Consider the following 15,121-nt stretch of genomic DNA (forward strand, 5'->3'; position numbering starts at 1 on the left):
GCTTGAGATTGAGGAGGCCTTTTTTTGGCAAATGATAAGATTGTCATTCACGGTGCGCGAGCCCATAATTTAAAAGATATCGACGTTACCATCCCGCGCGACAAATTAGTCGTGATTACGGGGCTGTCTGGCTCAGGTAAGAGTTCGTTAGCGTTCGATACCTTGTACGCGGAAGGACAACGTCGCTACGTGGAAAGTTTGTCAGCGTACGCGCGTCAATTCTTAGGACAGATGCAAAAACCAGACGTTGATTCAATTGATGGGCTTAGTCCGGCTATTTCGATCGATCAGAAAACAACATCCAAAAACCCGCGCTCAACGGTCGGAACCGTTACAGAAATCAATGATTACTTACGGTTACTGTGGGCCCGAGTCGGTGAACCGATTTGCCCGAACGATGGGACACCGATTGCGAGTCAAACCGTTGAACAGATGGTTGATCGGATTCAGAAATTACCGGAACGAACGAAGTTGCAGATTTTATCACCAATTGTCCGCCAGAAAAAGGGCGAGCACAAAAAGATCTTTGAAAAGATCAAGCGTGAAGGTTTCGTGCGGGTCCGTGTTGATGGTGATATTCATGATATCAGTGAAACTTTTGAACTGAACAAGAATCAACAACACACGATTGAAATCGTCATTGATCGGATCGTTGTGAAGTCCGGTGACCGTTCTCGGTTATTTGATTCTTTTGAAGCGGCGTTGCGATTAAGTGGGGGCTATGCGATTGCGGATGTGATCGGTGGCGAACCCATTATGTTCTCAGAACATTATGCTTGTCCTATCTGTGGGTTTACTGTGGGAGAACTTGAACCACGGTTATTCTCGTTTAACGCGCCTCAGGGAGCTTGTCCAGACTGTGAAGGTCTCGGAATCAAGCTAGAAGTCGATGAGGACCTTGTCGTACCTGATAAGTCGCTGACGTTGGCTGAAGGTGCGTTAGCGCCTTGGAATCCAATCAGTTCACAGTATTATCCTGAAATGTTGAAGCAAGCTTGTGAACAGTTAGAAATTCCGATGGATGTGCCGTATGAAGACTTATCAAAAGCTGATCAACAAACGGTTTTGTATGGGTCTAACGGAAAGACGTTCCATTTCCACTACCAGAACGACTTTGGTGGTGTTCGCGATGTTGACGCTGTGTTTGAGGGCGTTATCAACAATGTTGACCGCCGCTACCACGAAACGAACAGTGATTTCACCCGCGATGTGATGCGAAAGTATATGACGGAACTCACTTGTCAGACTTGTCATGGGTTCCGCTTAAATCGCAAGGCCCTGTCTGTCAAAGTTGGTGGCGAACATATCGGGATGGTCTCTGACTTAGCCATTGGTAAGGAACTCGATTTCTTTAACGAGTTGAGCTTATCAGAACAAAGTCTCGTGATTGCTAAACCAATCTTGAAGGAAATCCGCGACCGGTTATCATTCTTGCAAAATGTGGGACTGGCGTACTTAACGCTCAGCCGTTCTGCACGGACGCTGTCTGGTGGGGAAGCCCAGCGAATCCGGTTAGCAACACAGATCGGGTCGAACTTGTCCGGCGTGCTCTATATCTTGGATGAACCATCAATTGGATTGCATCAGCGGGATAACGACCGCTTGATTGGTTCACTTAAGAAGATGCGCGATCTGGGGAATACGTTGATCGTGGTCGAACATGATGAAGACACGATGCGGGCCGCTGACTATATCGTGGATATCGGCCCGGGTGCCGGTGAAAACGGTGGTGAGGTCATGGCGGCCGGAACGCCCAAGCAAGTGGCTCGCTCGCGGAAGTCACTGACCGGCCAATATCTATCGGGCAAACGGTTTATCCCACTACCTGAAACTCGGCGTCCGGGTAATGGTAAGAAGATTCGTATCACTGGTGCGGCCGAAAACAACCTCAAGCAAATTGACGTTGATTTTCCACTAGGCGAATTTGTCGTGGTAACGGGGGTTTCCGGTTCTGGTAAGTCGACCTTGGTTAACGATGTTTTGAAACGCGTATTGGCACAGAAGTTGAATCGTAATTCTGAAAAGCCTGGTAAGTATAAGAGTGTCAGTGGTATTAAGAATATTGAACGGTTAGTTAATATTGACCAAAGTCCAATCGGCCGAACACCACGCAGTAATCCGGCCACATATACTGGTGTCTTTGACAATATTCGTGATTTATTTGCACAAACGAATGAAGCTAAATTACGTGGTTACAAGAAGGGCCGCTTTAGTTTTAATACTAAGGGTGGTCGTTGTGAGGCTTGTCACGGTGACGGGATTCTAAAAATTGAAATGAATTTCTTGCCCGATGTCTTTGTACCTTGTGAAGTGTGTCATGGTAAGCAATACAATTCTGAAACGTTGGAAGTTGAATACAAAGGCAAAAATATTGCCGATGTTCTTCAAATGACCGCTTCAGAAGCTGTTAAGTTCTTTGAACCAATTCCAAAGATTCGACGGAAACTACAGACCTTGGTCGACGTTGGTTTGGGCTATGTTAAGTTAGGCCAACCCGCCACGACTTTATCAGGTGGAGAAGCCCAACGGATGAAGTTAGCTTCCGAATTGCACAAACAACAGTCGGGGAAGAATTTCTACATCTTGGACGAACCAACGACTGGGTTGCACAGTGAAGATATTCGGCGCTTGATTGGTGTCTTGGATCGGTTGGTGGATGCGGGTAATACCGTGTTAATCATCGAGCATAATTTGGATGTTGTGAAGTCGGCGGATTATTTGATTGACTTGGGCCCAGAAGGCGGTGACGGCGGCGGAACAATCGTTGCTACTGGGACACCAGAACAGGTCGCTGAAGTGGCTGAAAGTTATACTGGCCAATACTTGAAGCCCGTTCTAGAACGGGATCGAGCACGTGAAGCAACTGCACCTGCTAAATAACGGGCAATGTGCTACACTTGAGTTTGTAATGTAATTTTAATTTAGAGGAGTTGTTTGTACATGGCTAAAGTAGAAAGTTTTACATTAGATCATACCAAGGTTTTAGCACCTTACGTTCGTAAAATTACGGTGGAAAATGGGCCTAAGGGTGATGCCATCACTAATTTTGATTTGCGGTTAGTTCAACCTAACAAGACCGCTATTGATACGGCGGGCTTACACACGATTGAACATATGTTGGCTGGGTTATTACGTGATCGGATGGATGGCGTGATTGACTGCTCACCATTTGGTTGTCGGACTGGTTTTCATTTGATTACCTGGGGTGAACATGACACCGTTGAAGTTGCTAAGGCATTGAAGTCCTCATTAGAATTCATTGCTGGCCCAGCTAAGTGGGAAGACGTACAAGGGACGACCATCGATAGCTGTGGGAATTACAAGGATCATTCTTTATTCTCAGCTAAGGAATGGGCCAAGTTGATTTTATCGCAAGGAATTTCATCGGATCCATTTGTACGCAAAGTCGTTGAATAGACCAAAATATAAAAAGTAATGGTGGTGCCGGCCACCAATTAAAAAGAGCCTAGCTTTTCATAACGAAAAGCTAGGCTCTTTTTGCTGTTTACTGACATTGTGCGAGCTTAGCGGTCCTGAATCGTGGGAAAACAATCTAAGATTAGATTAAGGTAGTGTTTCAAAAATAACAAAAAATATACTGATATTGATGAATATCTGCATAAAAATTCTATATTTTAGTGAATGCTGTGCAAATTATGAATATATTTAAAATATTATTGAATAAAGTTAAATTGGGTGGTACGATACTGTCATTGATAAAAGCAAAGATAAAAATTTCGGAGGTACAAATCAATGGTCAAACAAAATGATAAAATTATTCTCGCTTATTCTGGTGGTTTAGATACGTCGGTCGCAATTAGTTGGTTGAAGGATAAGGGCTATGATGTTGTGGCCTGCGGAATTGATGTTGGTGAAGGCAAGGACATGGATGCAATCAAAGAAAAGGCCCTAAAATTAGGGGCTGTTTCATCATATATGATTGATGCTAAGCAAGAATTTGCTGAAGAATATGCGTTAATTGCTTTACAAGGTCATACCTTGTATGAAGGTGAATACCCGCTGGTTTCAGCACTTTCACGTCCTTTAATTGCTAAGAAGTTAGTCACATTAGCCAAGCAAGAGCACGCTGTTGCAATTGCCCATGGTTGTACTGGGAAGGGTAATGATCAGGTTCGGTTTGAGATTGCCATCCACGCTCTTGCACCGGATATCAAGATCGAAGCGCCTGTACGTGATTGGCACTGGTCACGGGAAGAAGAGATCGATTACGCTAAGGAACACAATATTCCCGTACCAATCAATTTGGACAGCCCTTACTCGATTGACGAAAACTTATGGGGCCGGGCTAATGAATGTGGCATTCTAGAAGATCCATGGCAGGGCGCGCCTGCCGATGCGTTTGACCGGACGAAGGCCTTAGCTGATACGCCGGATACGCCAACGACTTTGGAAATCACTTTTGAAGCTGGGCTGCCAGTTGCTTTAGATGGTGAATCACTTAACCTAGCTGATTTAATCATCAAGTTGGATCAGATTGCTGGTGAACATGGAATTGGTCGGATCGACCATATTGAAAACCGGTTGGTCGGTATCAAGTCACGGGAAGTTTACGAAGCACCAGCTGCAACGGTATTGCTCAAAGCACATAAAGATTTGGAAGATTTGACGTTTGAGCGTGAGTTAGCTCACTTCAAGCCAATCATTGAACAAAAGCTTGCGGATACGATCTACAATGGTCTTTGGTTCTCACCATTGATGGAAGCGATGGTTGCCTTCTTAAAGCAAACTCAGCAAGTCGTCAATGGGGTAGTCCGGGTACAACTCTTCAAGGGTAACGTTATTACTGAGGGGCGGAAGTCACCCAACTCACTATATGATACGAACTTGGCAACCTATACATCAGCGGATTCATTTGACCAACAAGCGGCAGTTGGTTTCATTAAGCTATGGGGCTTACCAACGCAAGTTAATGCCCAAGTCCAAGCGAAGGCTCAGGCCGAAGCTAAGACTGATAAGGCACACGCCTAATGAGTACCAAGAAGCTATGGGGTGGCCGGTTTACCGAAACGGGTGCTAAGTATGTTGATGACTTTGGGGCATCAATTAGCTTTGACCAGTTGCTTGCCGCAGAAGATATTGCTGGTTCACTGGCACACGTTAAAATGTTGAAGAAAACTGGTATTTTGCCCGCCGCTGATGTTGATCAAATTGTTGCTGGTTTGGAAACCTTGGCTGAGCGTCAAAAACAAGGTAAGTTGGAATTTTCAACGGTCAACGAAGACATTCATATGAATATTGAGTCATTATTGACCGAAGAGATTGGGTCGGTCGCTGGAAAGTTGCACACGGCCCGGTCGCGGAATGACCAAGTTGCCACGGATTTCCACTTGTACTTGAAGCATCAATTACCACTAATATTGGACCGGCTACATGAACTGGAAACGGTATTGGTCGATAAAGCGAGTGAAAACGTGGAGACGGTCATGCCGGGGTACACGCATTTGCAACACGCCCAACCCATCTCGTACGCGCACTACCTGTTAGCTTATTACCAAATGTTCAAGCGGGACATGGAACGCTTCGAGTTTAACCTGAAGCATACCGATATTTCGCCATTGGGAGCCGCTGCACTTGCTGGAACGACTTTTCCAATCGACCGGGAATATAGTGCGAAACTATTAGGATTCAGTGAAGTCTATCATAATAGTTTGGATGCCGTTTCTGACCGGGACTTCGTGCTTGAGTTTCTCAGCAATGCTTCGATCCTGATGATGCATCTCTCAAGGTTCTGTGAAGAAATCGTCAGCTGGAGCAGTTATGAATTCAAGTACATCAGTTTGAGCGATCAGTTTTCAACGGGTAGTTCGATTATGCCGCAAAAGAAGAACCCTGACATGGCCGAATTGATTCGGGGCAAGTCCGGCCGGGTTTACGGCAACTTGATGGGATTGCTAACTGTCATGAAAGGGATTCCGCTCGCTTACAATAAGGATCTGCAAGAAGACAAAGAAGGGGCGTTTGATACGGTCACGACCGTGTTAACGAGTCTCCACGTCTTCACCGGCATGTTGGCAACGCTGACCGTTAATGAAGATCGGATGGCTGATGCCACGACTAACGATTTCTCAAATGCGACCGAACTAGCCGATTACCTTGCAAACAAAGGGATTCCATTTCGGGAGGCCCATGCCATTGTGGGGAAGCTCGTCTTGGATGGCTTGAAAAAACAGCGGCCGTTGCAGGATATTCCACTCAAAGAATATCAGTCAATCTCACCGCTGATCCAAGAAGATGTCTACCATGATTTGAACGCAAAAGTTGCGGTGGAACGGCGGCATTCGCTAGGTGGTACTGGTTTTGATCAGATTAGACAAGAATTGCAACGGGCACAAACGCAATTGTCAGCCTATCAGTCCGCAACCACTGATTAATTAATGCTTATCAATTTGACCATTGATATTATTTTTAAAGACGACCTCTAAGTGGCGGAACCTCGGCATTTAGCGGCCGTTTTTAATGCTACTGACATTTTGAAAAAGCATTAAGCTAACATAAAGTCTATCAGAAAAATTGGAAACTCTTACATTAACTGGTAAGATGGAATTAATATCGGATATGGGAGATGTTGATGTATGTTTAATGATCATCGCTGGGGGTTTGATTGGACTGAATTCATGACGGGGATCGTTTTCTTGATCGCCGCTTACTTTGTCATCAAGCAACCACAAGCAGCACTTTTAAGTTTAGTCTTTTTATTTGCCATCGCCGCAATTATTAGCGGGGTCACCACAATCGGTGGTTACACAAAACTACGCCGTGAAACGGGGTTGCGGGCAAACTTTGCCCTTGTATTTGCGATTATTGATATTTTAGTGGGGTTACTATTCTTATTCCACGCACCGACTGGAGTACTGGTACTCGGTTACGTCTTTGCCTTTTGGTTCTTGATCGATTCGATTGAACGGCTGACCGTAGTCTCACATCTACGCGTCTTTGGAACGGGGTATTTTGTTCTATCTCTAATCTTAGATATTATTAGTTTGGCATTGGGAATCTTATTAGTAATCAATCCAATGATTGCTGTGATTAGTTTCAATGTATTGGTTAGTTTCTATTTTGCAGTTTTTGGTATCAACGCGATCTTGATTGCCTTTGCTCGGCGTAACTAGCTTGGCAATATTGGCCTGTTAGCGATACTTGGCGCTTGTTATTGATGGTGCCGGTGTGTCGTTAATGGGTCTTTTTTGCGCGTTAATGTAATAATGTTTGGAATCAAATGGCGGGACGAAGTGGCTCGTCAGTAGAAATGACACACCCGGTGTGTTATACTACCAACAATATGGACTAAAGGGGGCCAATACAGCATGGCAGAATCATTACAACTAGTAATTATTTCTGGGATGAGTGGTGCCGGTAAGACGGTTGCCGTTCAAAGCTTTGAAGACCTGGGCTATTTTTGCATTGATAATATGCCACCAGCGTTATTACCGAAGTTCTCAGAATTAGTTGAGGAGTCGGGCAAAATCAAGAAAGTAGCATTGGTGATTGATCTGCGCTCGCGGGCTTTTTATGACGAAATTATGGACATGTTGGCTAACTTAGACAACACGGACTTTGTGTCGACCCGGATTCTGTTTTTGGATGCTTCCAACGAAGAATTAGTGTCACGATATAAAGAGACGCGTCGATCACATCCATTAGCCATGGAAGGCCGCGTGATGGATGGGGTGCGCAAGGAACGGGAACTATTGTCACCACTGAAAGATCGGGCTTCCTACGTCATTGATACGTCGACGTTGACACCACGTGAATTGCGTGAATCAATTTTTGACAAATTCGAAACGGATCAGGATGAGACTTTTCATATTGAAATGCTATCATTCGGTTTTAAATACGGACTCCCGATTGATGCAGATATCGTTATGGATGTGCGCTTCTTGCCTAATCCATACTACATTCCTGAATTAAAGAAGCTGACGGGACTAGATAAACCTGTGGCGGATTACGTTATGCAGCAACCGGCTACGGAAGCGTTTTATCAGCAGTTCTTGAGTATGCTGGAAAGTATTATGCCCGGCTATGAAGCCGAGGGTAAGAGTAGTCTGACGATTGCAATTGGCTGTACGGGTGGTCAACACCGGTCTGTTGCCTTGACGCAACGTATTGGTGAAGCGTTGACTAAGCACTATAAGGTGCACATCAGTCATCGTGATATTGAGAAACGAAAGGAAACTGTTAATCGCTCATGAGAAAATACACATTTAAGACCCAGCGGCCTAAAATTGTGGTGATTGGCGGGGGGACCGGATTACCGGTTGTTCTGAATGGCCTGCGTAAACAGGCTGTTGATATTACTGCAGTGGTGACGGTTGCTGATGATGGCGGGTCATCTGGCATTATTCGCAACTACGTTAACGTGGTTCCACCTGGTGATATTCGTAATGTGATGGTGGCTTTATCGAATTGGCCTGATTTATATAAAAATATTTTTCAGTATCGTTTTCAGGGCGATGACCAGTTTTTTGCCGGCCATGCGATTGGTAATTTAGTGATTGCGGCTTTAACAGAAATGAAATCCGGGGTGTTTGACGCGGTACAGGAATTATCAAATATGATGCAAGTAGAAGGTCATGTTTACCCGGCAGCGAATGAAGCACTCACGTTACATGGTAAGTTTAGTGACGGTACCGAGTTAGTAGGTGAAGCCGAAATTACCGCGGCCCATAAGTCATTGGAACGTGTTTGGGTCACTGACAAGAATGGTAAGGAACCACAAGCAGTTCAACCAGTTATTGATGCGATTATGGCGGCAGATCAGATTGTTTTGGGGCCCGGTAGTTTGTTTACCAGTATTCTACCGAACCTAACGATTGGAAATATTGGTTGGGCCGTCTGTGAGTCTGATGCAGAAGTGGTTTATATTTGTAATATTATGACTCAAAAAGGTGAAACGGATAATTTCTCCGATGCTGATCATGTGCGGGTCTTAAACCGTCATTTGGGGCAAAACTTTATTAATACGGTGTTAGTTAACACCGAAAAAGTGCCAGAAGATTACATGGATTTTCATAAGTTTAACGAAGTTTCAAAGCAAGTGAGTCATGACTTCCGGGGGTTACGTGAACAAAACTGTCGCGTAATCTCATCGAACTTCTTGAAACTCCGTGATAATGGGGCCTTTCATGATGGCGACCAAGTTGTCGCTGAATTAATGAATCTAGTCGGTCATTCCGACGTTTTCAGATAAGGGGGTCGTGGCATGTCATACGCCAGTGACGTTAAGAAAGAATTGACTAACCTCGCTGTCCATCGCGAGAATGCTAAGGCTGAATTAATGGCTTTGATTCGAATGAATGGGGCGATCAGCATTGCTAATCATCACTTCATTTTGAATATTCAGACGGAAAATCCGGCCATCGCGCGGCGTATTTACCGGCTACTCAAACAATTTTATGACGTCGATAGTGAATTGATTGTTCGGCGCAAAATGAAATTAAATAAGAATAATTTGTACATCGTACGATTGAAGACCGGTACGGACATGGTACTCGCTGATTTGGGTATTTTAAAGGATTATCAAATCGTTGAAGTGGCACCAACTGAAGTGTTAACGGATGATGCTGCGGTGCGTTCTTATTTGCGTGGCGCCTTTTTAGCGGGCGGTTCGGTTAATAATCCTGAAACTTCCCGGTATCATTTGGAAATTTACTCACTGTATGAGGAACATAATCATATGATCTCCGAGATGATGAATCAGTATGGCTTGAATTCACGAACGACTGATCGGCGTGGTGGTTTCATTACGTACATCAAGGAAGCGGAAAAAATTGCCGACTTCTTGTCGTTGGTTGGTGCGACAAATGCCATGCTTAAGTTTGAAGATATTCGAATCATGCGGGACATGCGTAACTCGGTCAATCGGTTGGTTAACTGTGAGAATGCCAACATGGATAAGGTTGCCAATGCCTCTAGCAAACAGATTGAAAATATTTTATTGATCGATGCTACGGTGGGATTACAACAGTTACCACCAAAATTACAAGAAGTCGCTGTTGCCCGGTTGGAACATCGTGAAGTTAGCCTCAAGGAACTAGGAACCCTTGTTCCGGGCGGACCGATTTCTAAGTCTGGAATCAATCATCGGCTGCGTAAAATCAATCAATTTGCGGAACAATTACAAAAAGATGCTTAGTTGTCGATAAGGATGGCTTAAGCATGAGTTTTGTTGAAAAGCTTGCTAACCATTTTAGATGGTGTTAGCGGCTTTTTTGGGTTGAAATGGATTGATTGTCGTTCGCCATACTCGAAAAGCACTTGACAAAAGTAAGTGCAACTATTTATACTGAACACATCTTATTGAAATCGGAGAGACGTAATTATGCAAAAATCAACAATGCAAATGATGATGTGCTGCCCATGTTGTGAATCAAACAACATGGCTATTTGCGTTGAATTACAAGCGTCTCTGCATCAAAAATAACGGGATTGAGCTCAAATCGTTAATTTTGAAACGCCTGCTTGGAATCTGACGAGATTCTGAACAGGCGTTTTTTGTTACAACCGATGGGAATAAGTAGATCAACACATCAAAATGGGAATGTAAAGGGGCGAGAAGTTTGAAGAAGCGATCAGTGTTAGCAGTGGTAATGAGCCTAGTATTAGTGACGGTGCTGGCTGCGTGTGGGAAGCACAATAGCCAGTCTTCTGGTAATGGCAAGTATGCAAGTAGTCAGGTTTTAAACTTGTCGTACCCTAGTTCATTGGATTCAATCGATATTTCCAATATGTCGGGATATGGCAGTACGGGTAATATTTTTGAAAGCTTATACCGGTTAGGAAAGAATGGTAGCATTACACCGGGATTAGCTAAGTCAACTAAGGTTTCAAAGGATGGCAAGACGTATACCTTTACGATTCGCAATGCAAAGTGGAGCGATGGTTCGAAGATAACCGCGCAAGACTTTGTCTATTCTTGGAAACGGACCGTCACCCCAGCAACTAAGTCACAGTATGCCTACCTCTTCTCAGGGGTGAAGAATGCGGATGAAATTGTCGCTGGGAAAAAGTCACCAAGTACATTGGGCGTCAAGGCGCAAGGCGAACATACTTTTATTGTGACTCTTGATAAGCCAATTACTTATTTTAAGAAGTTAATGACCTACTCGTTGTTTGGACCAATTAGTGAGAAAGCGGTCAAAAAATGGGGTAGCAAATATGCCACTAAGGCTCAGTACATGCTCTACAGTGGACCGTTTAAGTTGACTGGCTGGACTGGAACTAATAATAGCTGGCAGTTTGTAAAAAATAATCAGTACTGGGATAAGAAAGCTGTCCACCTACAAAAGATCAACTACACGGTCAATGAGAGTACTACGACAACATTGAACTTGTTCCAAGAAAAGAAACTTGATCTAACGCAATTAGCGAGTGAACAAGTTAAGAATATGAAGAGCAGTTCTGACTATACCACGTACCCTTATTCTATCACCGCGTTTCTGGTTTATAATTTCCAAGACAGTAACGCGACAATCAAAAAGGCGCTCAATAACGCTAAGATTCGTCAAGCAATTTCATTGTCGATCAATCGCAAGACGTTAGTAAAGAATGTGATTGGTGACGCATCAACGGTCTCAAAGACGTTTGTTCCTCAGGATTTAGTTAAAGACGCTAAAACTGGTAAGGATTTTGCAGATGAATCAACGGTTAAGAATTCAACGTCATATAACAAAGCGCTGGCACAAAAGTTATGGAAACAAGGCCTTAAGGAAACGGGAATTAAGAAATTGTCCATTCAGTTATTAGCTTCTAATGACGAACCTAATAAGCCGATTTCACAATACTTGAAATCAGCATTAGAAAAGAATCTCGATGGTTTGACGGTCAACTTATCCAACATTCCATCAAAGGTAGCTTCAAGTCGTGCTCAAAGTGGTGATTTTGACCTTTATCTCAGTGGTTGGGGTGCTGATTTCAACGACCCAATCTCGCACTTGCAAATTATGACTAATAATAGTGGTTATAATTACGGAAAATATAACAGCAGCACGTACAATGCGTTGGTTAACAAGGCTCAAAACCAGGATGCCAATGATACTAGTGCTCGTTGGCAAGATATGATCAACGCTGAGAAGACGATCATGAAGGATCAAGGAATTACGCCATTGTATCAGACGGTATACTCTTATTTACAAAATCCAAAGGTAAAGGGTATTATTCATAATACTGCTGGGACACAGTGGAATTATAAGTATGCTTATATTGCCAAATAATTAACTGATTGAGGGACGTTCATGGTAACTGGTCGTTTAGCTGTTACCTTAGTAGGAGCGCCAGGTCCATACGTTGCCTTGATCAAAACAAAATAGCGGTCCATTTCGACTTGTCAGAGTGTCTTGACGAATCGAAGTGGACCGCTTATTTATTTCGACGAATGGTTCTACAGTGCTTGAGTTGTCACGCAAGACAACTACACTGATTGGTCTATGCTGGTGTTACGTCGTTAACCACGTACTTGATTGGCTGATGTTGGGCCATCGCAATCACATTCTCCGCGACAATGGTAGCCATGCCATCGCGAGCTTCGACCGTTGCGTTGCCAAGATGAGGTGTCAAAATGACGTTGTTCATCGTGGCCAAACCAGGTGTGACTTGCGGTTCATGTTCGTAGACGTCGAGTGCAGCGCCAGCAATTTGATGTTGTTGCAGCGCCGTCACAAGTGCTTGCTCGTCGACAATTGGCCCCCGTGCGGCGTTGATGAGGAGCGCCGTGGACTTCATTTTGCTAAAAGCAGCATTATCGATTAGATGCGTTGTTTGTGTGGTAAGCGGCAGATGTAAAGTGACGATGTCGGCACGCTGTAAAAGTTCATCCTGGGAGACAAAGGTTGCGCCAAGTTGCGTTTCACGGCTAATCGGTAGGCGGTGGTGTTGGCTGTATAAGATGGGCATGTCAAAGGCGTGTAATCGTTTGGCAACAGCTTGACCAATTTGGCCAAGGCCTAAGATGCCGAGTGTCTTGCCTTGTAAGTTGTGGCCGAGAAAGAACAGTGGCGCCCAACCGTTAAAGCCGCTAGTTCGCATTAAGTGATCGCCTTCCACGATACGATGCGCTAGGCTGATAATCAAACCGACCGTTGATTCAGCGGTTGCGACCGCCGAAACGTTCGGCGTGTTCGTGACTGGAATCTGGCGCTTAGCTGCTGCCGCGATATCGATGTTATTAGTGCCAGCACCAAAATTAGCAATCAGTTTAAGGTGTGGGGCGTGGTCTAAGACATCTTGATCTACTTGAGTTGAGAGTGGGGTAATCAAAAAGTCGGCATCAGCGACTCGACGGATGAGTTCCGCGCGACTGATCAGGTTATCGCCGGTATAAGTATCAATGACTAACTGACTTTGTAAAAGTAACGTATTAGCTTGGGCTGGAAGCTGACCAGCAATAAAGACTTTTGTCATTATAGAGACTCCTTTTTACTTTTAAGTTCAAGGACAAGTAATATTGTCCGGGTAGTAATCCCTGCTTATGTGCAGTATGGGCTATTGCAAAACGAATGACAAGAAAACGAGCAAAAAAACTGGGCCAACGTCTAGTTAGCCCAGTCAAAGATATTAGCTTATTTTAATTTGTTGTTTTCCATAATATCATCGATCAAACCGTAGTCTTTAGCCTCTTGTGCGCTTAAGTAGTTATCACGTTCAGTATCATGGTTCAACTTTTCAACGGATTGTCCCGAGTTGTCAGCTAAAATCTGGTTGATCTTTTTACGAGTCTTCAAGATTTCTTCCGCAACAATTTCAATTTCCGTTTGTTGACCTTGAGCACCACCAGATGGTTGGTGAATCAAGATTTCAGAGTTAGGTAAAGCAAAACGCTTGCCCTTAGTACCAGATGAAGCTAAGACGCTGGCCATGGAAGCAGCCATCCCCATAACGATGGTTTGAACATCAGATTTGATGAAGTTCATCGTATCGTAGATTGCTAAGCCGGCAGTAACGACACCACCTGGTGAGTTGATATAGAGATAGATGTCCTTACCTGAATCTTGGGCATCCAAGAAGAGTAGTTGGGCAATAATGGCGTTTGCCATGTTATCTTCAATGGGACCGGATAACATAATGATACGGTCCTTTAATAGTCGTGAATAGATGTCATAAGCACGTTCGCCACGTGATGACTGTTCAATAACTGTAGGAACTGGATACATGATTTGTTAGCCTCCTAAGGTTGCATTATTTGATTAGCTGATTGCTAATATAAATGTAGTTTACCGCTAAGGTCAGTGAAGGTCAAAAGAAAAACCTCAAAAACAGAATTCCGTTTATGCAGTTAACGTGGTATACTTAGGTTTCTATCATAATACGGCTTGAGATTGGGTGAACCCAATCTCTTTTTTTTCGACGATTTTAGTTAGTAGGCCTTGGATTAAGTGTTGCGTCTACCTTGGCTTGAAAACGATGTTCTCTTATAATAATGATTCAAGATTAAGCAGTAATGAACTTGCATATTCAGCACTAATGTGGTGATTTAAAAGTAGTCGACCCGCATAATTTTATTATCGCGATAGTAGGTGAATCAATTTACTGATAGTGACCCACAACGATGAGTCTAATAGAAGTTGGAAATTCGCACGTGAGCCGACATATTAAACGACTTGACCTTGTTGCTGGACTCAAGTTGCTCGCAACGAATTAATCAGTATCGGATGCATGAATGAAATTTACCATGATTAAAACGATTCTATAATATAATAACAATTGTAGTAATTATTATTTGAATAGTGTAAGTTTAGCTGTTATTAAATCTACTAAACGACTACACTGGTATATGGTTTACTTGAACTGATTACTTTTTGATTATTTTTACTTGGACGAGCGGGTATAGGTACTATTACTGACCCCGAAAGGATATTACTTGTTGTTTGGTTTAAATTAAGTTACTATATGGAGATGTGACTGGTATAGTCCAGTAGTTGTCACTTAAATAAATGCACAAAAAAAGCTGAGAATCATTTCTCAGCTACTGATGCGCCCGGAGGGAATCGAACCCCCATCTCAAGAACCGGAATCTTACGTGCTATCCATTACACCACGGGCGCCTAAACAACATATTATATTCTAGCGAATAATGGATAAAAACACAAGGGTTTTACATAAAAATTTA

At 43.6% G+C, this 15,121-nt stretch carries 11 protein-coding genes and 1 tRNA gene; 9 read left to right on the forward strand and 3 right to left on the reverse strand.

All coding sequences use genetic code 11. The annotated features are described in order from the left end of the window. The first annotated feature begins 24 nt into the window (after positions 1 to 24). The 9 genes from uvrA to ACOV1R_RS06115 all read left to right on the forward strand — a co-directional run bounded on the left by uvrA (position 25) and on the right by ACOV1R_RS06115 (position 12,230). Positions 25 to 2,880 carry an excinuclease ABC subunit UvrA gene (uvrA, locus tag ACOV1R_RS06075; RefSeq protein ID WP_003643969.1) on the forward strand — a complete coding sequence of 952 codons (2,856 nt, stop codon included), beginning with the start codon at positions 25 to 27 and terminating at the stop codon, positions 2,878 to 2,880. A gap of 60 nt (positions 2,881 to 2,940) precedes the next feature. Next, positions 2,941 to 3,417 (forward strand): S-ribosylhomocysteine lyase, encoded by a 477-nt coding sequence (locus ACOV1R_RS06080; RefSeq protein WP_003641031.1) that lies wholly within the window; start codon positions 2,941 to 2,943, stop codon positions 3,415 to 3,417. A gap of 336 nt (positions 3,418 to 3,753) precedes the next feature. After that, the gene (locus ACOV1R_RS06085; RefSeq protein WP_054519063.1) at positions 3,754 to 4,989 is read left to right on the forward strand and encodes an argininosuccinate synthase; all 1,236 of its coding nucleotides are present in this window, start codon (positions 3,754 to 3,756) and stop codon (positions 4,987 to 4,989) included. Then, positions 4,989 to 6,392, forward strand: a complete 1,404-nt coding sequence (gene argH, locus ACOV1R_RS06090; RefSeq protein ID WP_053267141.1) for an argininosuccinate lyase — start codon at positions 4,989 to 4,991, stop codon at positions 6,390 to 6,392. The genes ACOV1R_RS06085 and argH overlap by 1 nt, the downstream gene beginning before the upstream one ends. Before the next feature lie 201 nt (positions 6,393 to 6,593). Then, positions 6,594 to 7,130 (forward strand): HdeD family acid-resistance protein, encoded by a 537-nt coding sequence (locus ACOV1R_RS06095; protein ID WP_011101155.1) that lies wholly within the window; start codon positions 6,594 to 6,596, stop codon positions 7,128 to 7,130. Positions 7,131 to 7,325: 195 nt separating this feature from the next. Beyond that, a complete protein-coding gene (gene rapZ / locus ACOV1R_RS06100; protein WP_053267140.1) occupies positions 7,326 to 8,210 on the forward strand; it encodes an RNase adapter RapZ in 885 nt (294 codons plus the stop codon). Further along, complete coding sequence (locus ACOV1R_RS06105; protein WP_054519064.1) at positions 8,207 to 9,208, forward strand: gluconeogenesis factor YvcK family protein; 1,002 nt, start codon at positions 8,207 to 8,209, stop codon at positions 9,206 to 9,208. The genes rapZ and ACOV1R_RS06105 overlap by 4 nt, the downstream gene beginning before the upstream one ends. A 12-nt stretch (positions 9,209 to 9,220) precedes the next feature. Next, positions 9,221 to 10,153 (forward strand): DNA-binding protein WhiA, encoded by a 933-nt coding sequence (gene whiA, locus ACOV1R_RS06110; protein ID WP_003641038.1) that lies wholly within the window; start codon positions 9,221 to 9,223, stop codon positions 10,151 to 10,153. Positions 10,154 to 10,577: 424 nt separating this feature from the next. Next, positions 10,578 to 12,230 carry a peptide ABC transporter substrate-binding protein gene (locus ACOV1R_RS06115; protein WP_097558035.1) on the forward strand — a complete coding sequence of 551 codons (1,653 nt, stop codon included), beginning with the start codon at positions 10,578 to 10,580 and terminating at the stop codon, positions 12,228 to 12,230. Positions 12,231 to 12,441: 211 nt separating this feature from the next. Here the strand turns inward: ACOV1R_RS06115 and ACOV1R_RS06120 are convergent, their stop codons facing one another. The 3 genes from ACOV1R_RS06120 to ACOV1R_RS06130 form a co-directional block, all read right to left on the reverse strand. Then, positions 12,442 to 13,416, reverse strand: coding sequence for a 2-hydroxyacid dehydrogenase family protein (locus ACOV1R_RS06120; RefSeq protein WP_053267138.1), 975 nt, complete (start codon positions 13,414 to 13,416; stop codon positions 12,442 to 12,444). A 158-nt stretch (positions 13,417 to 13,574) separates the two neighbouring features. Next, the gene (gene clpP / locus ACOV1R_RS06125) at positions 13,575 to 14,165 is read right to left on the reverse strand and encodes an ATP-dependent Clp endopeptidase proteolytic subunit ClpP (protein WP_003641041.1); all 591 of its coding nucleotides are present in this window, start codon (positions 14,163 to 14,165) and stop codon (positions 13,575 to 13,577) included. 819 nt (positions 14,166 to 14,984) lie between these two features. After that, positions 14,985 to 15,056 (reverse strand) — tRNA-Arg (locus ACOV1R_RS06130). Positions 15,057 to 15,121 lie beyond the last annotated feature (65 nt).

Origin of the sequence: Lactiplantibacillus sp. YT640, assembly GCF_049745435.1 — a bacterium.
Lineage (GTDB): Bacteria > Bacillota > Bacilli > Lactobacillales > Lactobacillaceae > Lactiplantibacillus > Lactiplantibacillus plantarum.

Bases quoted from the DNA above. Each gene is read 5' to 3' on its own strand.
- ACOV1R_RS06080 (WP_003641031.1), top strand. From the start codon at position 2,941: ATGGCTAAAGTAGAAAGTTTTACATTAGATCATACCAAGGTTTTAGCA.
- ACOV1R_RS06085 (WP_054519063.1), top strand. From the start codon at position 3,754: ATGGTCAAACAAAATGATAAAATTATTCTCGCTTATTCTGGTGGTTTA.
- argH (WP_053267141.1), top strand. From the start codon at position 4,989: ATGAGTACCAAGAAGCTATGGGGTGGCCGGTTTACCGAAACGGGTGCT.
- ACOV1R_RS06095 (WP_011101155.1), top strand. From the start codon at position 6,594: ATGTTTAATGATCATCGCTGGGGGTTTGATTGGACTGAATTCATGACG.
- rapZ (WP_053267140.1), top strand. From the start codon at position 7,326: ATGGCAGAATCATTACAACTAGTAATTATTTCTGGGATGAGTGGTGCC.
- ACOV1R_RS06105 (WP_054519064.1), top strand. From the start codon at position 8,207: ATGAGAAAATACACATTTAAGACCCAGCGGCCTAAAATTGTGGTGATT.
- whiA (WP_003641038.1), top strand. From the start codon at position 9,221: ATGTCATACGCCAGTGACGTTAAGAAAGAATTGACTAACCTCGCTGTC.
- ACOV1R_RS06120 (WP_053267138.1), bottom strand. From the start codon at position 13,416: ATGACAAAAGTCTTTATTGCTGGTCAGCTTCCAGCCCAAGCTAATACG.
- clpP (WP_003641041.1), bottom strand. From the start codon at position 14,165: ATGTATCCAGTTCCTACAGTTATTGAACAGTCATCACGTGGCGAACGT.